Genomic DNA, 23,932 nt, shown 5'->3' with positions numbered 1-23,932 from the left:
GGATTCTACCGGCCTACGGCGGCGCTATTCGGTGTTCGACTCGAACAGCACGGGAGCGGAATTGAACAGCATCACGATGAAGAACACCAGCAGGAACCAGGCCCCGCCCTGCCACATCTGCCACCGTCCACCGGATTTCCAGACCCGGTAGGCACGCACCAGCATCGCGATCGCGCCGAACAGTACGACGACGGGTGAGGCGATGACGAGCACGTTCTGCACCGAGTCCGACGCTCCGAGTCCGACGAGGAGAAGGCCGAGTCCCAAGACGACGGTGATGGCGACGTGGGTTACGATCGCACGAAAGTCGTTGGAGTTCTGCGGAGTCGGGGAGGTCATGGTGACCACCACGTTACATGCCGGGCGTGAAGGACTTAGTGCTCATTGATGCCGACAGTTCCCGGGAGCAGGATGGAGGTCGAGGACCCGGCCTCCACCAGGCGGTCGTGGCCAGAGGAGATGAGCCCAGAGGAGATGACAGACATGAACGCGATACTCGTCGGCGTGGACGGTTCGGACGCGGCCAACGGCGCGGTGCGATGGGCGGCCAAGGCCGCGGCGGCGGAGGGTCTCGATCTCAAGATCGTCGGCGCCTACGACGCGAGCACCAGCGACTACGCCCCCGGCCTGATCATCCCGCAGGACGTCGTCGACGCCATCCGGCAGGACGCCTCGGATGCCGTGCATGCCGCGAACAACGTCGCCAAGGCAGCAGCACCGAACGTCAGCGTGACGACGTCGATCGTCGACGGTGACGCGGCGCGCGTGCTCCTCGAACTGGGCAGGGACGCCGCGATGATCGTCGTCGGCACCCGCCGGCTGGGCAGCGTGAAGGGCCTGTTCCTCGGCTCGGTGAGCATCAACGTGGCAGCCCACGCACACGGGCGAGTGGCCGTCGTCGCCGCGGAGGGCTCCGACACCGGGCCGGTCGTGGTCGGCGTGGACGGTTCGCCGATCAGCGACGTGGCCGTCGCCGAGGCGTTCCGGCAGGCGTCGCTCCGCAACGCCCCGCTGGTCGCGGTCCACACCTGGACCCCGCTCGACGCCGACGCCCTGCACGGGTACGGGATCGGGCCCGACGAGGTCGAGCGGATGACCCAGGACGCGGTCGAGGTGCTCGCCGAGCGGCTGGCCGGGTACGCGCAGGATTACCCGGACGTCCGGGTGGAACGCCGCGTGCTGCCCGAGGAGCCGGCGAAGGCGCTGCTCGACACGGCCGGCGCCGATGCCCAGCTCGTCGTCGTGGGCAGCCGCGGACGCGGCGGATTCCGCGGACTGATGCTCGGCTCGACCAGCCAGAAGGTCATGCACAACGCCGAATGCCCGGTTCTGGTGGTGCGCAACTGACCGGGGCGGTGCCTACCATCGACGCATGACGCTGAAGAGACTCGAGCTCTCGGTCGGGGAGCTCGCCCAGCGGGCGGGCATCGCGCCGTCGGCGGTTCGCTTCTACGAGGAGCAGGGCCTGATCTTCAGCCGGCGGACCGCCGGCAACCAGCGGCGCTACCACCGGGCGATGCTGCGCCGGGTCGCGTTCATACGGGCCTCGCAGGTCGCGGGCATCCCGCTGTCGGTGATCGGCGAGGTACTCGCCGAACTCGGCGATCACGAATCCCCGTCGAAGTCGATGTGGGAGGCGGCGTCGAAACGCTGGGTGGACGACATCAATCACCGCATCTCGCTGCTGGAGAACATGCGCGACATGATGGGATCGTGCGTCGGGTGCGGGTGCCTGTCGCTCGGCGAATGTCACCTGCTCAATCCTGGAGACGAACTGAACAAACTCGGTCCCGGCCCCCGTCGCCTCATGACCGAGTGATCGGCGTCCCGCGATCTCGGCGGGAAGACCACCGGCGGTAGGGTTGCGGCATGGCTCGACCGTCGCGCGTGGCGCTGGCTCTGGGAAGTGGCGGCGCTCGCGGGTACGCGCACATCGGCGTGATCGCCGAGCTCGAGGCACGCGGATTCGAGATCGTCACCGTCGCCGGATCATCCATGGGTGCGCTGGTCGGGGGCCTGTACTGCGCGGGCAAACTCGACGACTACGTCGACTGGATCTCGGGCCTGTCGCAGCTCGACGTCGTGCGGCTCCTCGACGTCTCTCTCACCAAACCGGGGGTCATCGGTGCCGAACGCATCCTCACCCGCGTGCGGGAGATCCTCGGCGACACCGTGATCGAGGACCTGCCGATCCCGTTCACGGCCATCGCCACCGACCTGTCCGCCGGACGTGCGGTGTGGTTCCAGCGCGGCAACCTCGCCGATGCCCTGCGTGCCTCGATCGCGATCCCCGGGGTCATCAGCCCGCACGAGCACAAGGGGCGACTCCTCGCCGACGGAGGCATCCTCGACCCGCTGCCCGTCGCGCCGACCTCGGGCGTCCCCAGCGACGTCACGATCGGCGTGATCCTTGGCTCCGACGGTGGGCCCGAGACGGGTGCCAGCCGGCAACCGAAGGCGAAAGGCCTGCTCCGACGCAATGTCGCGCCCATCCTCGACAACGAGTTCGTGCGCTCGGTGCGGGACCGGTTCGGATCGGAAACCGGCGAGCTCGCGGGGTCCGGGTCCTCGAGCGCCGAGTCCCCGAACATCGAGTCCGCGAACATCGAGCAGGTGAACACCGAGCAGGTGAACACCGGGGCCGCCACCGACGGCGCCGACCAGGTCGCTCCGGCTGCCGTCCCCGACGAGGAGGGTGCGGTCGTGGTCGACACCGCCGCGGTGTCCCCGGAGACCACCGACGAGCCCCAACGGATGGGTCGCGTCGAGGTGCTCAGCCGATCCCTCGACATCATGCAGGAGGCGCTCACCCGCTATCAGGTCGCCGGCTATCCGCCCGACGTGCTGATCCGCGTGCCGCGTCGTGCGGTGCGCACCATGGACTTCCACAAGGCCACCGAGATGATCGATCTCGGCCGCGAACTCACCGCGAAGGCACTCGACGATCTGCCCGAGCTGCCATGAGGCAGATCCCTCGCGGCATCTGGGTGCTGCTGTCGGCCAACGTCGTCATCGCACTCGGTTACGGCTTCATCGCGCCTGCCCTGCCGAGTTTCGCTCGCGCGTTCAACGTCTCGTTCACCGCGGCCACCGCGGTGGTGTCCGCGTTCGCGATCATGCGACTGCTGTTCGCACCGGCGGGCGGACGACTCGTGTCGGTCTTCGGCGAACGACGCATCTACCTGACCGGACTGCTCATCGTCGCAGCCAGCACGCTGGCTTGTGCTTTCGCACAGTCGTATTGGCAGCTGCTGGTCTTCCGCGGTCTGGGCGGCATCGGGTCGACGATGTTCAGCATCTCGGCGATGGCGTTGCTGATCCGGATGGCGCCCAGCGACATTCGCGGTCGAGTGTCGGGCCTGTTCTCCGCAGGGTTCCTGATCGGTTCCATCACCGGACCGCTCATCGGTGCCGCGCTGGTGGGTTTCGGCCTGCGCGTGCCGTTCGTCGTGTACGCGGTCGCCCTCCTGGTGGCGTCGGCGGTCGTGGCCACCCAGTTGCGCGAGGTGATCGCCCCGGACCAGTCCGAGGGGCCGACAGCCGGACTCATCGGTTTCCGGACCGCCCTGCGGGACAGCGCCTACCGGGCCATCCTCGCGTCGAACTTCACGCAGGGCTGGGCGTCGATGGGCGTGCGTGTCGCGGTGGTCCCGCTGTTCATCACCGAGGGGCTCGGTGCGGGCGCGGGGATGGCCGGGATCGTGCTGGCGGTCTATGCGGCAGGCAACGTCCTCGCGATCCTCGTCGCGGGCAGGCTGTCCGACCGGTTCGGTCGCCGGCCGATCATGCTGCCGGGCCTCACGATCACCGTCGTCGCCACCATCGCGCTCGGTTTCTCGCCCAACGTCCCCGCCGCCCTGGCATTGTCGGTGCTCGCCGGCGTCGGGTCCGGGTTGTTCGCGCCCACCCATCAGGCCGCACTGGCCGACGTCCTGGGCAACCGCCAGCAGGGCGGGTCGGCGCTCGCCGCATTCGGCATGTCCTCCGACCTCGGCGCGGTGACCGGGCCGGTGATCGTCGGGTTCGTGGCCGATCGTGTCGGCTTCGGTCCGGCGTTCGTGCTGACCGGTGTGGTCGCGTCGATCGCCCTGGTCACGTGGTTGTTCGCCCGGGAGACCGCGCCGGCGATCGTCGGTCAGGGCCCGACGTTCACCCACGATGAGGCGACCGATCGGGACGGAACGAATTACGGTTGAGCGATGACGCGTGACGGGCAGCAGGACGCTGCAGAGGGGTCGGCTGCAAAGGGGTCTGCCGCGACCGGGTGGGACTATGCACTGGGTGCCGATTCCGAGGTGGGCACGCTGCGTGCGGTGATGCTGCACCGCCCCGGGGACGAACTGCGACGCCTCACGCCGCGCAACAACGATCAACTGCTGTTCGACGGGATTCCCTGGGTCGACCGAGCGCAGGAGGAACATGACGCGTTCGCCGCGGTGCTGCGGGATCGCGGGGTCGACGTCTACCTGCTCGGCGACCTGCTCACCGAGACGATCGCGCACAGCGGGGCCGCCCGCATCCAGGGCATCGCGGCCGCCGTCAGCGCACGCCGTCTGGGGACGCATCTCGCCGAGGATCTCGCGAGACACCTGCGGGGGCTCGCGCCCGCGGATCTGTCGCACGTCCTGACGGCCGGGATGACGTTCGACGAACTGCCGATCACGCCGTCGGCGGAGCGGTCGTCACTGGTGCGCCGGATGCATCACGGCCCGGAGTTCGCCATCGAGCCGCTGCCGAATCTGCTGTTCACCCGCGACAGCTCGTTCTGGATCGGTTCGCGGTTCGCGATCACGTCCCTCGCACTTCACGCGCGGGCACGCGAGACGTCGCTGACCGACCTCATCTATGCGCATCACCCCCGTTTCACCGGTGCGCGGCGCGCCTACGAGTCGCAGGTCGCGCCGGTGGAGGGCGGTGACGTGCTGCTCCTCGCCCCGGGCGTGGTCGCCGTCGGGGTGGGGGAGCGCACCACGCCGGCCGGTGCGGAAGCGCTGGCGCGCAGCCTCTTCGACGATCACCTCGCCCACACCGTGCTCGCCGTGCCCATCGAACAGTCGCGTGCGTTCATGCACCTCGACACCGTTTGCACCATGGTCGACACCGATGCCGTGGTGATGTACCCCAACATCCGCGACCACATGTCGGCGTTCACCCTCGTCCACGACGCGGACACCGACGCCGTACACGTCACGGGGGAGCGGCCGTTCGTCGAAGCGGCCGCCGAGGCGATGGGTATCGGCAAGCTCAGGGTGATCGACACCGGCCTCGACCCGGTGACCGCCGAGCGTGAGCAGTGGGACGACGGCAACAACACCCTCGCTCTGTCGCCGGGGGTCGTCGTGTCCTACAACCGGAATGTGGAAACCAATCGTCGCCTGCGTGATTCGGGTATCGAGGTCATCGAGATCGAGGGCCGCGAACTCGGCTCGGGTCGTGGTGGGCCCCGGTGCATGTCGTGTCCGCTGGCGCGGGACCGGCTGTGAGGGGCCGACCATGAGCTCATCGCTGTTGGACCATCTGACGGTGGACCCGGCATCGGACCGGCCACCCTTCGAGCAGGTGCGGCTCCGGATCATCGAACTGATCGCGGACGGCACGCTGCTCACCGGTGATCGCCTGCCGACCGTCCGGGCACTCGCCGCGCACCTCGACCTCGCCCCCAACACCGTGGCGAAGACCTATCGCGAACTCGAGGCGGGCGGTGTCATCGAGACCCGTGGACGGTCGGGTTCGTTCATCAAGGCGGGCCGGCACGATGCGCACGACGCCGGTTTCACCGCGGCGTCGAGCTACGTCGAGACCGCCCGTGACCTGGGTCTTGACGACGAAACGATCGTCGCTCTGGTCGAGCGCGCGGTGCGCGCGACTTGAAATAGCGGTACCGACGTTGCTTGGGTGGACTCATGACAAGTGAACAGAATGTGCCGTCAGGCCGTGCGCAGGACTCCTCGCGCGGACCTGTTGGGGGGAGTCGGCCCGCACGACCACGCCTGGATCCCGTGGTCTTCTCGGTCACTGCCCTCATCGTCATCGCCTTCGTCGCCTGGGGTCTCGCCGACAAGGACGGCCTCAACTCGACCAGTTCCGATGTCCTGGGGTGGATCACCACCAACCTCGGCTGGTTGTTCATCCTGTCCGCGACCGGCTTCGTCATCTTCGCGGTGTTCCTGGCGGTGTCCAAGTACGGGCGCATACCTCTCGGCCGTGACGACGAGGCACCGGAGTTCCGCACCGTCAGCTGGATCGCGATGATGTTCAGCGCCGGAATGGGTATCGGCCTGATGTTCTTCGGCGCCTACGAACCGCTCTTCCACTTCGTCAGTCCGCCACCGGAGATCGGCGCCGAGGACGTCCGCGCCGCGATGGCCACCACGATGTTCCACTGGGGATTCCATCCCTGGGCGATGTACGCGGTCGTCGGATTGGCACTGGCGTACAGCACATTCCGGCTGGGTCGCACCCAGCTGATCAGCTCGGTGTTCGAGCGCCTGTTCGGCCCGAAGGTGTCCAACGGTCCGGCCGGTAAGGTCATCGACATCCTCGCGATCTTCGCGACGCTGTTCGGTACCGTCGCGTCGCTGGGTCTCGGTGCGCTGCAGATCGGTTCGGGTCTGGACAAGATCGGCTGGGTCCACGAACCCACGAAGCTCCTGCTGGTCGGGATCATCGCGATCCTCACCGCCGCGTTCGTCGCCTCCGCGGTCTCGGGTATCGCCCGCGGCATCCAGTGGCTGTCGAACATCAACATGGTGCTGGCGGTCGTGCTGGCGGCCTTCGTCTTCGTCGTCGGCCCGACGATCTTCATCCTCAATCTGCTGCCGACCACGCTCGGTGCCTACTTCACCGACCTGACGACCTTCGCCGCCCGTTCGGATGCGACGGTCGCAACCGAGGCCGGAGAGCAGTGGCTGGCCGACTGGACGATCTTCTACTGGGCATGGTGGGTGTCGTGGACCCCGTTCGTCGGCCTGTTCCTGGCCAAGATCAGCCGCGGGCGGACCATCCGCGAGTTCGTGATCGGCGTCATGGTGGTCCCGACGACGGTCTCGCTGGTCTGGTTCTGCGTATTCGGCGGTACCGCGATCCGGGAACAGATGACCGGGGTGCTGAACTTCGACGCGGCGAACGACGCCAGCGAGGACACCTTGTTCGACGTTCTGGCGAATCTGCCGTGGACCGGTGTCGCGTCGGCGCTGGTGATGATCCTGGTGGCGATCTTCTTCGTCTCGGGTGCCGACTCCGCCTCACTGGTGATGGGGACGCTGTCCCAGCGCGGCGCGGAGGAACCCTCACGCCTGATCACGGTGTTCTGGGGTGTGCTCACCGGCGTGGTGGCCGCACTGCTGCTGGCCATCAGCGGCGACGATGCCCTCGACGGCATCAAGACGATGGCGATCATCGCGGCCCTGCCGTTCGTCCTGGTGATGATCGGCATGTGCCTGTCGCTGTACATGGATCTCCGGCACGATCCGCTCATCGTGTCCCGCACCGTGTTGACCGCACGCGTCGACGAGCATGTCCGGGAGCAGGCCGAGGCCATCGCCACCGGTGAGCTCGACTCGATCCACGCCGACGCCGTGCGGCACCTGGAGATCATCGAGCCCGACATCGTCGAGCAGGCCGGACTCAACGGCGACGGGGCGACCCCGGCCGTCGACAAGGACGGTTCACCGGCCTGACGGCTTACCGAGGCACTCTGGCGGCGGCGCTCAGCCCCAACTGGGCAGCCAGATCTGCTGCCGCCAGAGTCCCGGCGAGATCGGGGACGCGGTGAGGATCGGCCACAGCCACACGAAGTTGGTGACGACCAGCGCCACGTAGACGGCGACCACGATGATCGACAGCACCCGGCGCTCGGGCCGGGCGCGGGCCGTGGTCGCCGTCGAGCGCAACAGATCGCCGCAACACAACGCGAGGCCCATCGCCAGGAACGGGGCGAGCGCCGTCGCATAGAAGAAGTACATCTGGCGGTCGAGGGCCAGGAACCACGGCAGGATGCCGGCGCAGTAGCCGACGACGACCGCGGCGTAGCGCCAGTCGCGGCGGACGATCCACGACCACAGCCCCCACAGCAACATCGGCAGGGTGAGCCACCAGAGGGCCGGGGTCCCGATCAGCATCTGGGCGCGGACGCACTCGCCCGTGCCGCACTGGTCGGGCCCGTTCTCGAGGGCATAGAGCATCGGCCGCAGGCTCATCGGCCAGGTCCACGGCTTGGACTCCCAGGGATGCTGGTTGCCCGCGGAGTTGGTCAGGCCCGAGTGGAACTGGAGAATGCCGGACTCGTAATACCAGAGCGAACGCCACGCCCCGGGCACCCACGAGAAGGTTCCGCCGGTCCCGATCGCGTTGCCCTCGGAGTAGCGGTAGACGGCGGTCTCGCTGTTGAACCACGGGATGTAGGTCAGGAAGTAGATGACCACCGGCATCACCGCGAGGCTCGCGCCGGCGGGCACGACGTCGCGGACAAGCGTGCCGACCCACGGACGCCGCACGTGGTACGCCCGGCGGGCCGCGACGTCGAAGCCGATGGCGAGGGCCGTGAAGAAGATGACGTAGTAGACGCCCGACCACTTGGTCCCGCAGTTGAGCCCGAGCATCACACCGGCGGTGAAGCGGTACCAGCGGAAACCGAGGCGCGGCCCGAACGGACTGTCGTCGATCCGGCCCTCGAGGTAGACGCGGTACATCCGTTCGCGGACCTGGTCGCGGTCGGCGACGAGCGCGGCGAAGGCGGCGACGATGAACAGGGCCTGGAAGATGTCGAGCATCCCCATCCGGGACTGCACGAACAGCACACCGTCGCAGATCGCGAAGATGCCGCCGATCGCACCGACGAGCGTCGACCGCGTGAGCCGCCGTACGACGCAGTAGACGAGGACGACGATGAGGACACCGGAGATCGCCGGTGCGACCCGCCAGCCGAGCGGCCCGTATCCGAAGACGGCCTCCGACGCGGCGAGCATCCACTTGCCCACCGGGGGATGCACCACGAGCCCGTAGGCCGGGTTGTCCTCGATCCAGTTGCCGCCGGTGAGCACCTGCCAGCCCTGCGGGACGTAGTGCTTCTCGTCGAAGACCGGGGTGCCCTTGTCGGTGGGGTGACTCAGATTCCAGAACCGCGTCAGGCCGGCGATGAGCGTGATGACGACCCCGACCAGAAGGCCGCGACCCCGATCCGGGGCGCCGAACAGCGGGGCCGGGACCTCCGGTCCGAGGCGGGGCGGCGGGACCACGGCGGGGACCGGGACACCGGCGGGCACAGAGGTGTCACGCGCGGCGGTGATGGTCACCCGATCGATCCTAGTGGGCCCTCGTAAGCTGGCTGACGATGAATGCCGCCGAGCCCGACACGCACCCCTTCGACGACTCCGCACCCGACACCGGGACGACCGGACGGCTGGTGCTGGCCGCCACACCCATGGGGCAGGTCGGCGACGCGTCGCCCCGGTTGCGGGAGGCCCTGCAGACGGCCGACATCGTCGCCGCCGAGGACACCCGCCGCACCCGTGCGCTGGCCGCCGCGCTCGGCGTCGAGATCGGCGGCCGCGTGGTCAGTTACTACGACCAGGTGGAGGCCGCGCGTACCCCGGGGCTCGTCGAGGCGATCGCCAACGGTGAGACGGTCCTGCTGGTCACCGACGCCGGGATGCCGTCGGTCAGCGACCCCGGCTACCGGGTCGTGGTGGCTTGCGCGGAGGCCGGTCTGCCGGTGACGGCTCTACCCGGCCCGTCGGCGGTGACGACGGCACTCGCGGTGTCGGCGCTGCCGTCGGAGCGGTTCTGCTTCGAGGGGTTCGCGCCGCGCAAGCCGGGAGCGCGCGCGGACTGGCTGCGCGAACTCGTCGCACAGCCGCGCACGGCCGTCTTCTTCGAGTCGCCGCACCGGCTGGCCGACACCCTGGCCGCGGCGGCCGACATCCTCGGACCCGACCGGCGTGCCGCCGTGTGCCGGGAGATGACGAAGACCTACGAGGAGGTCCGCCGCGGCGGCCTGGCCGAACTGGCCGACTGGGCGGCGGGCGGCGTCAGGGGCGAGATCACGGTGGTGATCGCCGGCGCGGTGGCCGCCGAACCCGACATCGAGCAACTCGCCGACCGCGCCGAGGAACTGGTGGCCGGCGGGATGCGTCTCAAAGACGCCTGCGCCGAGGTCACGCAGGGCTCGGGTGCCTCGCGGCGCGACGTCTACCAGTCGGTTCTCGATAGGCGTCGAGCTGATCCGAGCTGACCCGGAGCTCGACGCGCGGAGCCAGCCGGTAGGGCCGGCTCGAGACGAGCGCACCCACGACGCGGCGTAGCCGCGACAGCTCGGCACGCACGCTGACGGTGTGGTTCTGGTCGCCGAAAAGCAACTGGCTCAACTGTTGTGAGGTCAGGCCCTGGTCGCCCGCGTCGGCGAGCAGCAGCAGGATCTGCGCGTGGCGCCGCGTGAGGACCGTGCGCCACGGGTCGTCGTCGCCGGTGACCGTGATCGTCGGCTCGCCGTCGAGGTCGAGTTCGGCGATGACCGGGCCCGAGGGGCCCGCCGGACGCACCAGCCAGCCCGTTCCGAGCCGTTCCACGACGCACATCCCGAGTCCGGGTACGAACTGACGCATGTCCTCGGTCGGCGCGGCCACCCGAACCGGCGGCGTGCACCCGCGGCCCTCGGCCACCCACCCGTCGTCGTCGATGAGCAGACCGGGCCCGTGCAGACCGGCCAGCTGGGCGGCCCCGTGATAGCGGAGGTCGGCGAGAGTGCGCTGGTGGGCGAGAGTCACCTCGTGCTCGCTCAGCATGGCCAGGGCAGCCGTGAACGCGGAGACCGCGGGCTGCATCTGCATCGCCGGGCCGGCGAGTCCGGCGACCGCGATCATCTCGCCGGTGCGCGGGTCGTGGACCGGCGTCGCGGTGCAGTACAACCCGTGCAGCGATCGGCTGTAGTGCTCGGGGCCGAAGAGCCGGCTCGGCCGCCGGTTGCGGATCGCCAGGCCCACCGCGGTGGTCGCGGCGGAATCCTCGTCCCACCGGCTCCCCTCCACGAGTCCGAGACGGTTGGCCTCGGGGATCACCGCGCGCGAGCCGCCGCGCCACAGCATCACACCGTCGGCGTCGAAGATGCCCAGGGCCATCAGCGGGTCGTCGGCCGACTGGGCGAACACCCGCTTGAGCGAGTCCACCGCGTGACGGAGCGGATGGGCCGCCCGGCGGGCTTCGAGCTCGTCGCGGTCGATGCGGCCGCGATGGTGATCGTCGACCGTCGAGGGATGGTCCCCGGCCTGTACGCGGCTCCAAGACTCGGCGACCTCGCCTGCGAATCCGGGAGGCGGCGTCGCACCGGACATGATGGCCTCGCGGTCGCGATTGATCTCCCGGACGAGCTCCGTGAGATCGGTCGTCGCCTGGATGGACAGAGTCATGTACGAAATATTACCGAAATCAACGATCAAGTCCGGTATTTGCGATGCCGCAGCGTATGCAGTCAATTGTTAGCGACGATGCTGGCAGCCTTGTCGAGACATTCCTGCCACTCGTTCTCCGGCACCGAGTCGATGGTGATGCCACCGCCGACGCCGAGTCCGAGACGGCCGTCCGGCGCGATCTCGACCGTTCGGATGGCCACATTCAGATCGAGGGCCCGGTCGGGTCCGGCGATGCCGATCGCCCCGCAGTAGACGCCGCGGGCGTCGTGTTCCCAGTCGGCGAGCAGTTCCATCGCGCGCAGCTTCGGGGTGCCGGTCACCGATGCGGGCGGGAAGGCGGCGTCGAGTACGGCGTCGTTGCCCGTGCCGGGCCGCACGATCGCCTCGACCCGCGAGACCAGATGCCAGACGCCGGGCGCGGGCACCACCGACAGGAGTTCCGGCACCCGCACACTGCCCGTGACGGCGATACGGCCCAGGTCGTTGCGGACGAGGTCGACGATCATGATGTTCTCGGCGACGTCCTTGGCGGAGGCGGACAGCGCGTCGGGGTCGGCGTGTGCGGGGAGCGTTCCCTTGATCGGTGAGGAACTGATGATGTTGCCGGTACGACGCAGGAAGGTCTCCGGCGAGAGGCTTGCCACCGTGCCCCAATCACCTTGCAGAAAAGCGGCTTTCGGAGGTTTTGTGGCGCCGGCGAGGTCGGTGAAGAAGTCCACCGGGTCTCCCGACAGTGTGCCGGTGAACCGGGTGCACACGCATGCCTGGTACACCTCGCCGGCGCGGATCGCCTCGAGACAATGCTCGATCGCGGTCAGGTGCGGGGCGTGCGCCGGGGGATGCCAGTCGGTGGTCGTGGGGCGCCCGACGCCGGGGTGCGGGGCGTCGAGCACCGCGTACGCCCAGTCCGGGATGCCGGTGCCGAGAGTCGACCACTCGCCGTCGCGGAGGACGAGGACACCGTCGGTGAGGCCACCGGCATTCACCGGCAGCACCGACTCCTCCGCGCGCACCGGGAAGCCGAGGTGGCCGAGCCAGAAGCGGTCCGGGTCGTCGGGCGGGGGGCACCCCGGGACGATCTCGATAGTCGGCGCGATCACCGCGTCGGCGTCGAACCAGTCGCCGATCAGCGCCGCGGGCGGCGGGAGCTCCCGGGTGAGGGTCTCGGCGTGGAGAGCCCGGAGTGCATCGAGCGCGGACGCGGCCATGTGTGGCGGGGTCGGTCAGTTCTCGTAACGCGGGAACACGGGAGACGGCTTCGGCAGCGCGGTCCCCGCCGCGAGGCGGGTGGTGACGGCGCTGAACTGACGGTCGTCTCCGACCGCGAGCAGGTCGAGGATCTTGTTCGACGACTCCGGCATCACCGGCTGGCTCAGCACCGCGACGATGCGCACCACCTCGGCGCACACGTAGAGCACGGTGCCGGTGCGGTCGAGGTCGGTCTTCGCGAGCTTCCACGGCTCCTGCGAGGAGATGTACCGGTTGGTCTCGGCCAGAGTCGACCACAGTGCCTCGAGTCCGAGGTGGATGGCCTGGTTGTCGAAGTGCTCGCGGACGGTCCCGAGCAGCGAGTCGGCCCGGTCCAGCAGGGCCTTGTCGGTGTCGGTGAGGTCAGCGCCCGCCGGCACCACGCCGTCGAAGTACTTGCCGATCATCGACAGGGTGCGCTGGGCGAGGTTGCCGAACTCGTTGGAGAGGTCGGCGTTGATACGCGACACGATCGCGTCGGCGGAGTACGAGCCGTCCTGGCCGTAGGACACCTCGCGCAGGAAGAAGTAGCGCACCGGGTCGAGGCCGAACTCGTCGATGAGGTTCTCCGGGTCGACGACGTTGCCGACCGACTTGGACATCTTCTCGCCCTTGTTGAACAGGAAGCCGTGCGCGAAAACCCGCTTGGGCAGTTCGACGCCGGCGCTCATCAGGAAGGCCGGCCAGTAGACGCAGTGGAACCGGATGATGTCCTTGCCGATGATGTGCAGGTCGGCGGGCCAGAAACGCTCGAAGGTCGCCGCGTCGTCGGGGAAGCCGACACCGGTCAGGTAGTTGGTCAGCGCGTCGACCCACACGTACATGACGTGCTCGGGATGGTCGGGGACCGGGACACCCCAGTCGAACGTCGTGCGCGACACCGACAGGTCGGTCAGCCCGCCCTTGACGAAGCTGATGACCTCGTTGCGCCGGACGTCGGGGCCGATGAAGTCCGGCTGCGCCTCGTAGAGCTCGAGGAGCTTGTCCTGGTAGGCCGAGAGCCGGAAGAAGTAGGTCTCCTCCTCGGTCCAGGTCACCACGTGCCCGGTGTCGGAGGCGACGCGCTCGCCGGCGTCGTTGACCTCGGTGTCGGACTCGGCGTAGAAGGTCTCGTCGCGGACGTCGTACCAGCCGGAGTACTTGTCGAGGTAGATGTCACCGCGGTCGCTCATCCGCTTCCACAGTTCCTCCGAAGCCCGCTTGTGGTCCTCGTCGGAGGTGCGGATGAAGCGGTCGAAGCTCGAGCCGAGACGTTCCTGCAACGACTGGAAGCGGTCGGAGTTCCGGTGGGCGAGTTCGGCGGTGGGGATGCCCTCGGCCTGCGCGGTCTGCTGCATCTTCTGCCCGTGGACGTCGGTGCCGGTCAGGAACCGGACGTCGAATCCGTCGAGTCGCTTGAACCGTGCGAGAGCATCGGCGGAGATGTACTCGTAGGCGTGCCCGATGTGCGGCGCGCCGTTGGGATACGCGATCGCGGTGGTGAGGTAGTACGGCCGCCCCGCACCGTACGAGGTGCCGTCCTCGGCCGTGCCGGACAGATCAGGGCTGGTCAGATCGGGTGCCATAGTGCTCCACAGAGTACCGACCGGCAGCCGCCGACAGCCAATCGCGGGTCGGCCCCGCTCAGCGGGATCGCAACGACCCGATCGCCCGCGCGGTACGGGCGACCGTCTCGTCGTCGTCGTCGCCCAGTCCGGTCAGGGCCGTCGACGCCGCATCGCCGGTGATCTCCGCCAGGGCCTGGACCAGCCGCAGCCGCACCGCCGGGTCCGGATCGGCGCCGAGGCGGTCGACGAGCCGCGCGACGATCCGGCCGTCGTCGTCCTGTGCCGCCAGGATCTCGGCGGCCTCGACATCGCGGTCACCGGCGGCGACGAGTTCGACGAGGACGTCGACCGCGGTCTCGACGCCGCGGCGGCCGAGAGTGAGGGCGACCGTTCGCCGGACCTCGGGGTCGGGGTCGGTGAGCAACGCCTCGAGCACCGCGGTGGCCCGGGCGTCGTCGATCGCCGAGAGCGCAGTGGCCGCGCGTCGTCGGACCGTCGCGTCGGGGTCGGTCACCCGGGCGGCGAGCTGGTCGAGGGCGCCCGGGGTCTGCGCCAGCGCCCAGCGGAGTGCGCCGGCGACGTTCTCGTCGGATTCGGCGAGCAGGGCATCGGTCAGCGCCTCGGCGGACAGCCCGGCGTCTCCCGCCCGCAGCGCCGCGCGCTGGCGGTGGGCGGGATGTTCGGAGTGCACCGCACGGAGCAGGCCGACCACGTCGAGCACGGCCGGCCAGTCTCCGGCGCCGGTCACCTGGATCTGTTGTAGTCGATCCAGCAATCGGGCGTCGGCGGCCATCCTGTCCCTCGTGTCCTGGATCAGCTTCTCCATCAACGTGTCCGGTGCGAAGTCCGGATCGTCGAGGGCGCGGCCGACGTCGCGCAGCGACAACCCCAGCGACCGAAGGCTTTCCACGTGCAGCAGACGTTCGATGTCGGCGTCGGAGTACGCCCGGTAGCCGCCCGTCGTGCGACCGGTCGGCCGGACGAGACCGAGCGTGTCGTAGTGGCGCAGCATCCGGGTGCTGACACCCGAACGCCGCGCCACCTCGCCGATCAGCACGGCGGACTCGAATCCTGTGCGGAGCCACCGGTGTTCGTCATCCGCGTGGCTCGCTCGAGCTCGTAGGCGAAGTCGCTGTCCGGGTCGTCGAGGATCCGGACGGTGGCCTCGGCATGCGCTCGGACGCGGGGCTCCCGGTGGCGACGAGCCGTGGTGAGCGCGTCGAGGGACGCCTCGTCCAGCGCGGCCAGCGCCCGACTGAGGCTGCGCTGCACGTCGGTCGGGTCTCGTCCGAGTTCCCGGGCCAGTTCGGCGGCGAGTGCGGGCTCCTCACCCGGCGGGACGAGAACCACCGCCGCGCGCCATGCGGTCCGCGCGACCTCGGGATCGGCGTCGTGCAGCAGATCGTCGGTGACGGCCGGCCATGCGGACCGGTCGCCGATCTTCGACAGTGTGTGCAGTGCCTGGCTGCGGGCCTGGGGCACGTCCGAGAGCAGCTCACCGACGAGCCGCGGCACCGTCACCTGTGCGGGCAGCCTGGTCAGCGCCCACGTCAGCATGTCCCGGACGAAGAAATCGTCTTCGACGCCGCAGCGTGCGATCAGGTCGTCGGTCAGAAGCGGGTCGGGTTCGGTCCCCGCCGCCATCGCCGCACGCAGACGCGTCGACGGATCGGGTGCGTGCAGTGCGGCCGTGATGGTCTGAGTCATCGTCAACACCTCCTCGTGCACCCACTACAGACCCTGTCACAGTGTCAAGGTCAAGAGGCGTGTTGCCGAGGCGTCCGTGTTTGCCGAGGTGTCGGGCCCCGCTCAGATCTCGCGGCGGTAGGGCTCGCAACCGGGAGGTGCCTTCGGCGGTTCCCGGTATTCGAGGTCGGGGATCTTCATGCTCACCGGTGCCGACGTGAGGGTGAACTTCTCGCCGTGATGCGAGAGATCGATCGGCGGTCCCGACAGCAGCCGGTAGGTGGCGTGCTCCTTGTCCACCGCGACCACGAACTTCGACTCCCGCACGATCATGCGGAACGACATGTACGTCAACCGGGTCGGCAACCGCGGCGCGAAGGTGATCTGCCCGCCGAAGTCGCGCATGCCGCCGAAGCCGGCGACACAGTCGGTCCACGCGCCGGCGAGCGCGGCGATGTGCAGACCGCTGCTGACGTTGTTGTGCAGGTCGTGTAGATCGGTGAACACTGACTCGGCGAGCAGGTCGTAGGCGAGGTCGAGGTAGCCGACCTCGGCGGCCGTCACCGCCTCGCAGCACGCCGAGAGCGACGAGTCGCGCACGGTGATCGGGTAGTAGTAGTCGAAGTTGCGGAGCTTCTGCTCGGCGGTGAACGAGTCGCCGAACAGATACGTCGCGAACACCAGGTCGGCCTGCTTGACCACCTGTTTCCGGTAGAGGTCGTAGTACGGGTAGTTCAGCAGCAGCGGATAGCGGCCGACGGACGATTCGAAATCCCAGGCACCGAGCAGCGTGAACGACTCACATTGCTGGTGCACGCCGAGGGCGTCGTCGTAGGGGATCGACATGTCGTCGGCGCATGACTCCCAGTGCGCCGCTTCGGCTGTCGTCACCCCGAACTGATCGGCGAGGTCGGGGCGTCGATGGACGGCGGCCACCGCGTCGCGCAGGTTCTGTTGCGCGGCGAGGTTGGTGAAGGTGTTGTTGTTGACGACGGCGGTGTACTCGTCGGGGCCGGTGACGCCGTCGATGCGGAATTTTCCGTTGACGTCGTGGTGCCCGAGACCGGCGAACAACCGGGCGGTCTCCACGAGAAGTTCGACGCCGCACTCGGTCTCGAACTGTTCGTCGTCGGTGGCGCGCAGGTAGCGGGCGGTGGCGTTGGCGATGTCGGCGGACACGTGCACACCGGCCGTACCCGCGGGCCAGTAGCCCGAACACTCGTCGCCGTTGATCGATCGCCACGGGAACATCGCGCCGCGCTGGCCCAGTTCGGCGGCGCGGGCCTTCGCCTTGTCCATGGTGGCGTGGCGCCAGCGGAGTTCCTCACCGGCCGCCGCGGGCACCGTGTAGGTGAGCATCGGCAGGATGAAACTCTCGGTGTCCCAAAAGGTGTGGCCGTCGTAGCCGGGACCGGTGAGTCCCTTGGCCGGGATCGCGCGCGACTGGCCGCGGGCACCGGCCTGCAGGACGTGGAAGAGTGCGAACCGAACCGCCTGCTGGAGTTCGGGATCCCCGTCGAGCTCGATGTCGGCGTCGCGCCAGAAGTCCTCGAGATAGCGGACCTGGTCGGCCTTGAGCGAGTCCCAACCGGTCTCCATCGCCATCGCCAGCGCGGCGTCGACCTGTGCGCGCAGCGCCGGGACCGAACGCCGGGCCGACCAGCCGTAACCCATGTACTTGGTGAGGGTCAGGCTCTTGCCCTTCGGCACGTTCGCCGCGATGGTGAGGCGGGCGAGGTCGCCGTCGGCGCGGATGAAGGTGTCGGCCTTGTCCGGGAAGTAGATCTCGTGATCCATGCCGGCGGCGATGTGCAGGCCGGACTGCTTGGTGTGGTGGACCAGCATGCCCCAGTAGTTGCGGCAGGTCGCGAGATCCGACACCAGCGGGGCGTCGAGCGCCGCCGCGAGACGTGGGTCGTTGCCGGGGGCCGGGACCGGCTCGTTGGCCAGTAGGTCGGACTGCAGGACGAGCTTCATGTCCTCGTCGACGGGTTCCACCTCGTAGCGGATGGCCGCGATGGTGCGTTTGGTGAACGAGACGAGTCGTTCGGACTTGATACGCACGGTACGGCCGGTGGGCGACGTCCACAGCGTGTGACGACGCAGCGTGCCGGTGCGGAAGTCCAGTGTGCGTTTGTGTTCTTCGGTACGGCCGTACCGGAGATCCATCGGCTCGTCCTCGACGAGCAGGCGGATGATCTTGCCGTCGGTCACGTTCACGACCGTCTGGCCTGATTCGGGGTAGCCGTAGCCGCTCTCCGCATAGGGGAGGCCGCGCAGCTCGTAGAAGCCGTTGAGGTAGGTGCCCGGGTGGTCGACCGGTTCACCCTCCTCGAAGGTGCCGCGTAAACCGATGTGCCCGTTCGACAACGCGAACAACGTCTCGGTGCGGCCGAGCATGTCGAGATCGACTCCGCCGCTCCACTTCAGCTGCCACGGGTGGATCTCGAACCCGTGTGGCTTGTCCGCGCTCATGCGGGCAGCAATTCGTCGAGATCGTTGACGACGATGTCGGCGCCGGCGGCGCGCATCGCCTCCGCCTGGCCACCGCCGACTCGATCGACGCCCACGACGTACCCGAAGTTGCCGGCGCTACCGGCCTGTACGCCGGAGATGGCGTCCTCGAAGACCGCGGCCTCGGCCGGTTCGACGCCCATCAGTTCGGCCCCGAGGAGATAGGAGTCGGGGGCGGGTTTGCCGTTGAGTCCACGCGCGGCGATCTCGAGACCGTCGACGCGGACCTCCACGAATTCCGACAGGTCGGCAGCTTCGAGCACTGGTCCTCCATTCTTCGACGACGTCACGACCGCGATGCGCAGACCCGCATCGCGCGCCGCGTTGAGGTATCGCACCGAACCGGGGTAGGCCTGGCCGCCGTCTTCGGCGAGGCTGACGAGGAACATGTCGTTCTTGCCGTTCCCGATCGCGGTCACGGTCGCCGGGTCGACGTCGGTGATCCCGCGCGACGCCAGGACGGCCCGCACCCCGTCCTCGCGGGGACGCCCGTCTACGTAATCGAGGTAGTCCTGATCGGTGAACTCCACGAAACCGGGCGCGTCGCCGCCGCCCGCCCGATCGGCGAGGAAGGCGTCGAACGTCTTCTTCCACGCCTTGCGGTGGAGCACCGCGGTTTCGGTGAGGACCCCGTCGAGATCGAAGAGCGCGACAGTGATCACTTCTGGCAATCCCAACACGATTCGCAACGCTACCCGCCCGAGTCGGGTAAGGCGCGATGAAGCGCGATAGCGCGCGTCAGGCGGAGCCGACCGTGTGCGCTTCGGTTGTCGGTGAACGGCCTTCATCCCAGAAACCGATCGATTCCAGCTGCGCGATCAGGCGGTCGCGTGCGTCGTCGAAGGCGGCGACGATCTCGTCCTTGATACCCGCGGTATCACCCGTGCGCAGCAGCTCGATGAGGCGTCGATGGCTGGCGACCGCGGACCGGCCCCATTCCGTGTCACTCGAATACAGCTGCAGCGGATTGTATTTGCTGGCCGAGTACTGGAACCAGGCGAGCTTTCTGCTCTCGGCCATCAGGTGCACCTTGCGGTGGAAGGCGAACTCCGCGGACAGCACCTCCTCGGCGCGGCCGGAGGCGACGGCCGCCTCGAGGTCGTCGACGAGCGCGGCCAGGTCACCCAGATGCTGCTCCAGGTCCGGGTTCTCGGCGGCATGACTCGCCAGACGCGCAGAGAGTTCGGCCTGTATCCAGAAGATGTCCACGATGTCGCCGCGGGTGAGCGTCTCGACGATGAAGCCACGGTGCAGGGCCTGCTTCACGAGTCCCTCACCGCGGAGGGTCGCGAGCGCCTCACGGACCGGGGTGACGCTGCACCCGAGCGCCGATGCCGTCTCGTCGAGCCGGACGAAGTCTCCCGGTCGCAGGATTCCGGTCATGATCCGGGTGCGCAGGTAGTCGGCCACCTCGACGGCCAGCTGGGTCCTGTGTAGTGGTCCGGGCGTCATCGACTCTTCCGTCCGTGTGCGTCGGTCAATCGACCTTAACCGCCGCAGGGTCCTACCGGCCGGTATCCGTTTCGCGGAAAACTCCGTGGCCGACGCGTGAACCCCTCTGAGACGATGGCGCCATGACTCGTCGTTTCGCTCAAGTCGATGTGTTCTCCTCCACCGGCACCGAGGGCAATCCCGTGGCGGTGGTCGTCGACGGCGGTGGCCCCGGCGCTCCCATCGCGGAGGACCGGATGGCGGCCTTCGCCCGCTGGACCAATCTCTCGGAGACCACGTTCGTGTTGCCGCCGACAGATCCGGCCGCCGACTACAAACTGCGGATCTTCACTCCCGACGGGGAGCTGCCGTTCGCCGGCCACCCGACCCTGGGTTCGGCGCACGCCTGGCTGACCTCGGGCGGCCGGCCGAAGGGGGAGGACGTCGTGCAGGAGTGCGGCGTCGGACTGGTCCGCATCCGCCGGTCGGGTCCACGGCTCGCCTTCGCCGCGCCGCCGCTGCGCCGATCGGGTCCGGTCGCCCCGGAGACCGTCGACGAGATCGTCGCCGCACTCGGCGTCGATCCGGACGAGGTGTTGGCGGCGGAATGGGTCGACAACGGGCCCGGGTGGATGGTGATCCAGGTGGGTTCGGGAGAGCGGGTGCTCGAGGTCCGCCCGGACATCCCGGCTCTCGGCGGCCACGAGGTCGGCCTGCTCGGTCTCTACTCGTCGGGCGACGTCTTCGCCGAGGTCCGCGCCTTCGTCCCGGGCATCGGTGTTCCCGAGGACCCGGTCACCGGCAGCCTCAACGCGGGGATCGCGACCTGGCTGAGGGCCACGGGGCAGGCGCCGGAGAGTTACGTCGCCGCCCAGGGTGGGGCCATCGGTCGCGCCGGCCGCGTCCACATCCACGACGACGGGGAGAACATCTGGGTCGGTGGCGACACCGCGACGGTGATCGAGGGCACAGTCGCGCTGTAGTCGGGCACGAGAGGTCGCCGGTCTGTGCCAAGGTGTTTGCCATGAGCGACGCCAGCGACGCCGCAGCCGACGCCCCTGCCGAGACCCTGAGCAACAAGGCGGCCAAGAAGCGTCGCCGGCGCGAGCCGCCGCCCGATCCGACGCCGTTGCCGGGCCTCGTCGACGCCCACACCCACCTCGCGGCGTGCGGTGGACGGGATGCGGAGTCGGTCCGCGCCATCCTCGACCACGCCCAGGCGGTCGGCGTGGACCAGGTGGTGACGGTCGCCGACGACATGGTCGACGCCCGCTGGGCGGTCGCCGCGGCGGAGTGGGACGACCGGGTCTACGCGGCCGTCGCACTGCATCCGATGCATGCGGGCGATCTGACCGACGAGACCGCCGCCGAACTCGAGCAGATGGTCCGTCATCCGCGGGTGGTCGCGGTGGGTGAGACGGGTCTGGACTACTACTGGCCGGGTAAGTCCGACGACTGCGCGCCGCCGGAGGTGCAGCACGAGACGTTCCGGTGGCACATCGACCTCGCCAAGCGCGTCGGCAAGCCGTTGATGATCCACAATCGTGAGGCCGACCGGGATCTGCTCGACATCATGGCCGCCGAGGGCGCCCCCGACACCGTGATCATGCATTGCTTCTCCGGTGACCGAAATGTGGCCCGTGAATGCGTCGACCGCGGGTACATCCTGAGTTTTGCCGGGACTGTGAGCTTCGCCAATGCCGAGGAGCTGCGCGTCGGGGCCGAACTCGTGCCCGACGACCAGATCCTGGTCGAGACCGACGCGCCGTTCCTGACCCCCCATCCCTACCGTGGCCAGCCGAATCAGTCGTACTGCCTGCCGTACACGGCGCGGGCGATCGCCGAGGTCAGAGGGATGTCCGAGGAGGAGATGGCGCGTCTGTTAGGCGCCAATGCGCGGCGCGTCTACAACATCCCTTTGCCATAATCTGGCCGGTTCGTTATCGTACTGTGATCCCGCTCGGCCAGAGCGATACATCCGGCTCTCAGCGGTTCAGCCTTGTGATGCGTATGCATCCCGAACAGCTCGGATGGGTCTTCCGGTCGCGGCGGCGCGCCTTGTTCCCGACCAGATTGTTGTGCCTTGCCTTCTCTGCCTCCCTCAGTGTCGCCCAAGTCGGTCTTCTCCAAGATCAACGGGACCGACTCCCTGCGTGCCCGCCTGGCGGTGGGAGCCGTCTGCGCGACCGTCGCCGCCGGTGGTGTCATGGGCGTCGCGATGCACAAGACCGTCACCATCGACGTCGACGGGCAGACCCGTCAGGTGTCCACGATGGCGATGTCGGTGGAGAGCCTGCTCGAGTCCGAGGGCCTCGCCCCGGCCGACGGCGACAAGGTCAGCCCGTCGCTCGACTCCGGTTTCGGCGAGGGCCAGACCATCAAGGTCAACCGTCTGAAGAAGCTCACCCTCGACATCGAGGGCAAGCGCGAGACCATCATCACCAACGCCTCCACCGTGGACCAGCTGCTCGAGGAGCGGGGCCTGGAGCACGCCGCCGAGGAAGCCGACTTCGGCACCGACGAGCTGCCCGTCGACGGCGGCAAGATCGACGTCGCCCTCCCCAAGCCGGTGCGCCTGGTGGACGGTCCGACCAAGAAGCGCCCGGTCGTCGCCGCCCACACCGTCAAGGACCTGCTGGAGGCACTCGGTACGCCGCTCGGCGCCGAGGACAAGGTCGTCCCGGCCGCCGACACCGAGGTCACCCCCGACCTGAAGATCGTCGTCACACGCATCAAGACCGAGGACGTCACCGTCACCGAGCCGGTGGCCCCGCCGGAGATCAAGAAGGAAGATCCCACCCTCGTCCGCGACCGCAAGGTCGTCGAGAAGAAGGGCACCCCCGGCGAGGCCCGCGTGACGTATAAGGTCACCAAGGTGAACGGACGAGTCGTGAAGCGAGACAAGCTGACGAGCGAGGTGGTCAGCGAGCCCGTCGCCGCCACCGTCCGTATCGGCACCAAGCCGGGTGCGCCGTACGTCCCGCCGGGCTCCGTGTGGGACGCCCTCGCGCAGTGCGAGGCCACCGGCAACTGGGCCATCAACACCGGAAACGGGTTCTACGGCGGCGTGCAGTTCGACCAGAACACCTGGGAGCGCTGGGGCGGCCTCGAGTACGCACCGCGCGCCGACCTCGCCACCCGTGAAGAGCAGATCGCGATCGCCAAGAAGACCCAGGCCGCCCAGGGCTGGGGCGCATGGCCGTCGTGCACGTCCAAGTTGGGCCTGCGCTGAACGACGACACGCCAGGCGACGCACCGCGGCTCCTCGGACCCGCGCAGATCCGCGAGCTCGCCGCCGAGGTCGGTGTCCGGCCGACCAAGACCCTCGGTCAGAACTTCGTCCACGATGCGAACACCGTGCGCCGGATCGTCGCGGCCTCCGGCGTCGGTTCCGACGACGTCGTCCTCGAGGTCGGCCCAGGGCTCGGGTCGCTGACCCTCGCCCTTCTCGGCACGGCGGGCCGGGTTGTCGCCATCGAGATCGATCCGATTCTGGCGCAACGGATTCCGCAGACCGTCGCTGAATACGCACCGGCGCAGAGCGCCGACTTCGACGTCGTGCTCGCCGACGCCCTACAGGTGACCCGCGACGACCTGCCCGTCGTACCGACGGCGCTCGTCGCCAACCTGCCGTACAACGTCTCGGTCCCGGTGCTGCTGCACCTGCTGGGACTGTTCCCCGAGATCACGACCGCCCTGGTGATGGTCCAGGCGGAGGTGGCCGACCGGCTCGCCGCACCGCCCGGCAGCCGCACCTACGGCGTGCCGAGTGTGAAGGCCCGCTACCACGGCCGCGTGAGTCGCGCAGGTGCGGTGGGACGCAACGTGTTCTGGCCCGAACCCAAGGTCGAGTCCGGACTCGTGCGCATCGAACGCACCGACGACTACCCGATCGACCCGGTGTTCCGGCAGACGGTGTTCGCCGTGATCGACGCGGCATTCGCGCAGCGCCGCAAGACGATGCGGTCGGCACTGGCCGACTGGGCGGGCTCCCCGGCCGAGGCCGAACGCCGGTTGCGCGCCGCCGACATCGATCCCGGCATCCGCGGCGAGAAACTCGACGTCGACGACTTCGTGCGCCTGGCCCGCACCGTCTGAGTT

Annotated in this window: 22 protein-coding genes; 12 read left to right on the top strand and 10 right to left on the bottom strand. The window is 68.8% G+C overall.

The window, feature by feature from the left end; translation table 11 throughout:
* Nucleotides 1-24 precede the first annotated feature (24 nt).
* Nucleotides 25-339 carry a hypothetical protein gene (locus tag LQD00_RS18585; protein ID WP_232718684.1) on the bottom strand — a complete coding sequence of 105 codons (315 nt, stop codon included), beginning with the start codon at nucleotides 337-339 and terminating at the stop codon, nucleotides 25-27.
* Between the two features lie 144 nt (nucleotides 340-483).
* Between LQD00_RS18585 and LQD00_RS18580 the strand changes: the two genes are divergently transcribed.
* Genes LQD00_RS18580 through LQD00_RS18550 form a run of 7 tightly spaced genes read left to right on the top strand, consistent with a single transcriptional unit; the run spans nucleotide 484 to nucleotide 7,679 of the window.
* Nucleotides 484-1,347, top strand: a complete 864-nt coding sequence (locus LQD00_RS18580; RefSeq protein ID WP_232718683.1) for a universal stress protein — start codon at nucleotides 484-486, stop codon at nucleotides 1,345-1,347.
* A 25-nt stretch (nucleotides 1,348-1,372) separates the two neighbouring features.
* Complete coding sequence (gene soxR, locus LQD00_RS18575; protein ID WP_232718682.1) at nucleotides 1,373-1,819, top strand: redox-sensitive transcriptional activator SoxR; 447 nt, start codon at nucleotides 1,373-1,375, stop codon at nucleotides 1,817-1,819.
* 50 nt (nucleotides 1,820-1,869) lie between these two features.
* Complete coding sequence (locus LQD00_RS18570; RefSeq protein WP_232718681.1) at nucleotides 1,870-2,964, top strand: patatin-like phospholipase family protein; 1,095 nt, start codon at nucleotides 1,870-1,872, stop codon at nucleotides 2,962-2,964.
* Nucleotides 2,961-4,196 (top strand): MFS transporter, encoded by a 1,236-nt coding sequence (locus tag LQD00_RS18565; protein WP_232718679.1) that lies wholly within the window; start codon nucleotides 2,961-2,963, stop codon nucleotides 4,194-4,196. Before LQD00_RS18570 ends, LQD00_RS18565 begins: the two co-directional genes overlap by 4 nt.
* 3 nt (nucleotides 4,197-4,199) lie before the next feature.
* Nucleotides 4,200-5,483, top strand: coding sequence for an arginine deiminase (locus LQD00_RS18560; RefSeq protein ID WP_232718677.1), 1,284 nt, complete (start codon nucleotides 4,200-4,202; stop codon nucleotides 5,481-5,483).
* A gap of 10 nt (nucleotides 5,484-5,493) precedes the next feature.
* Nucleotides 5,494-5,871 carry a GntR family transcriptional regulator gene (locus LQD00_RS18555; protein WP_154882717.1) on the top strand — a complete coding sequence of 126 codons (378 nt, stop codon included), beginning with the start codon at nucleotides 5,494-5,496 and terminating at the stop codon, nucleotides 5,869-5,871.
* A 32-nt stretch (nucleotides 5,872-5,903) separates the two neighbouring features.
* Nucleotides 5,904-7,679 (top strand): BCCT family transporter, encoded by a 1,776-nt coding sequence (locus tag LQD00_RS18550; RefSeq protein ID WP_232718675.1) that lies wholly within the window; start codon nucleotides 5,904-5,906, stop codon nucleotides 7,677-7,679.
* Between the two features lie 30 nt (nucleotides 7,680-7,709).
* On the opposite strand, the gene LQD00_RS18545 is transcribed toward LQD00_RS18550, so the two are convergent.
* Entirely contained in the window at nucleotides 7,710-9,293 is a 1,584-nt protein-coding gene (locus LQD00_RS18545) for a dolichyl-phosphate-mannose--protein mannosyltransferase (RefSeq protein WP_232718674.1), read from the bottom strand.
* A 38-nt stretch (nucleotides 9,294-9,331) separates the two neighbouring features.
* Between LQD00_RS18545 and rsmI the strand changes: the two genes are divergently transcribed.
* Nucleotides 9,332-10,231 (top strand): 16S rRNA (cytidine(1402)-2'-O)-methyltransferase, encoded by a 900-nt coding sequence (gene rsmI / locus LQD00_RS18540; protein ID WP_232718669.1) that lies wholly within the window; start codon nucleotides 9,332-9,334, stop codon nucleotides 10,229-10,231.
* Here the strand turns inward: rsmI and LQD00_RS18535 are convergent.
* From LQD00_RS18535 to LQD00_RS18500, 8 genes are all read right to left on the bottom strand, one after another.
* Entirely contained in the window at nucleotides 10,155-11,402 is a 1,248-nt protein-coding gene (locus tag LQD00_RS18535; protein WP_232718668.1) for a helix-turn-helix domain-containing protein, read from the bottom strand. The two genes, rsmI and LQD00_RS18535, sit on opposite strands and share 77 nt — an antisense overlap.
* A 62-nt stretch (nucleotides 11,403-11,464) precedes the next feature.
* Nucleotides 11,465-12,613, bottom strand: coding sequence for an aminodeoxychorismate synthase component I (locus tag LQD00_RS18530; protein ID WP_232718666.1), 1,149 nt, complete (start codon nucleotides 12,611-12,613; stop codon nucleotides 11,465-11,467).
* 15 nt (nucleotides 12,614-12,628) lie between these two features.
* Nucleotides 12,629-14,218, bottom strand: coding sequence for a methionine--tRNA ligase (gene metG, locus LQD00_RS18525; RefSeq protein ID WP_232718664.1), 1,590 nt, complete (start codon nucleotides 14,216-14,218; stop codon nucleotides 12,629-12,631).
* Nucleotides 14,219-14,276: 58 nt separating this feature from the next.
* Nucleotides 14,277-15,257 carry a HEAT repeat domain-containing protein gene (locus LQD00_RS18520; protein WP_232718663.1) on the bottom strand — a complete coding sequence of 327 codons (981 nt, stop codon included), beginning with the start codon at nucleotides 15,255-15,257 and terminating at the stop codon, nucleotides 14,277-14,279.
* Nucleotides 15,251-15,907, bottom strand: coding sequence for a HEAT repeat domain-containing protein (locus tag LQD00_RS18515; protein WP_232718662.1), 657 nt, complete (start codon nucleotides 15,905-15,907; stop codon nucleotides 15,251-15,253). Before LQD00_RS18515 ends, LQD00_RS18520 begins: the two co-directional genes overlap by 7 nt.
* Before the next feature lie 102 nt (nucleotides 15,908-16,009).
* Complete coding sequence (locus LQD00_RS18510) at nucleotides 16,010-18,361, bottom strand: glycoside hydrolase family 65 protein (RefSeq protein WP_232718661.1); 2,352 nt, start codon at nucleotides 18,359-18,361, stop codon at nucleotides 16,010-16,012.
* On the bottom strand, nucleotides 18,358-19,080 hold the full coding sequence (locus LQD00_RS18505; RefSeq protein WP_232718660.1) for a beta-phosphoglucomutase family hydrolase: 723 nt from the start codon (nucleotides 19,078-19,080) through the stop codon (nucleotides 18,358-18,360). The genes LQD00_RS18510 and LQD00_RS18505 overlap by 4 nt, the downstream gene beginning before the upstream one ends.
* Before the next feature lie 58 nt (nucleotides 19,081-19,138).
* Nucleotides 19,139-19,852, bottom strand: a complete 714-nt coding sequence (locus LQD00_RS18500) for a GntR family transcriptional regulator (RefSeq protein ID WP_232718659.1) — start codon at nucleotides 19,850-19,852, stop codon at nucleotides 19,139-19,141.
* 122 nt (nucleotides 19,853-19,974) lie between these two features.
* Between LQD00_RS18500 and LQD00_RS18495 the strand changes: the two genes are divergently transcribed.
* From LQD00_RS18495 to rsmA, 4 genes are all read left to right on the top strand, one after another.
* Nucleotides 19,975-20,814: a PhzF family phenazine biosynthesis protein gene (locus LQD00_RS18495; RefSeq protein WP_232718658.1), complete on the top strand. Its 840-nt coding sequence runs from the start codon at nucleotides 19,975-19,977 to the stop codon at nucleotides 20,812-20,814.
* Nucleotides 20,815-20,855: 41 nt separating this feature from the next.
* On the top strand, nucleotides 20,856-21,758 hold the full coding sequence (locus tag LQD00_RS18490; RefSeq protein WP_232718657.1) for a TatD family hydrolase: 903 nt from the start codon (nucleotides 20,856-20,858) through the stop codon (nucleotides 21,756-21,758).
* A gap of 177 nt (nucleotides 21,759-21,935) precedes the next feature.
* Nucleotides 21,936-23,063 carry a resuscitation-promoting factor gene (locus LQD00_RS18485; RefSeq protein WP_232718656.1) on the top strand — a complete coding sequence of 376 codons (1,128 nt, stop codon included), beginning with the start codon at nucleotides 21,936-21,938 and terminating at the stop codon, nucleotides 23,061-23,063.
* Nucleotides 23,027-23,929: a 16S rRNA (adenine(1518)-N(6)/adenine(1519)-N(6))-dimethyltransferase RsmA gene (gene rsmA / locus LQD00_RS18480; protein WP_232718655.1), complete on the top strand. Its 903-nt coding sequence runs from the start codon at nucleotides 23,027-23,029 to the stop codon at nucleotides 23,927-23,929. Before LQD00_RS18485 ends, rsmA begins: the two co-directional genes overlap by 37 nt.
* Nucleotides 23,930-23,932 lie beyond the last annotated feature (3 nt).

The organism is Gordonia metallireducens (assembly GCF_021245825.1).
In the GTDB taxonomy this organism is placed as follows: domain Bacteria; phylum Actinomycetota; class Actinomycetes; order Mycobacteriales; family Mycobacteriaceae; genus Gordonia; species Gordonia namibiensis.
The sequence above is the reverse complement of the archived record's forward strand: the minus strand, read 5'-3'. Positions and strand labels throughout refer to the sequence as shown.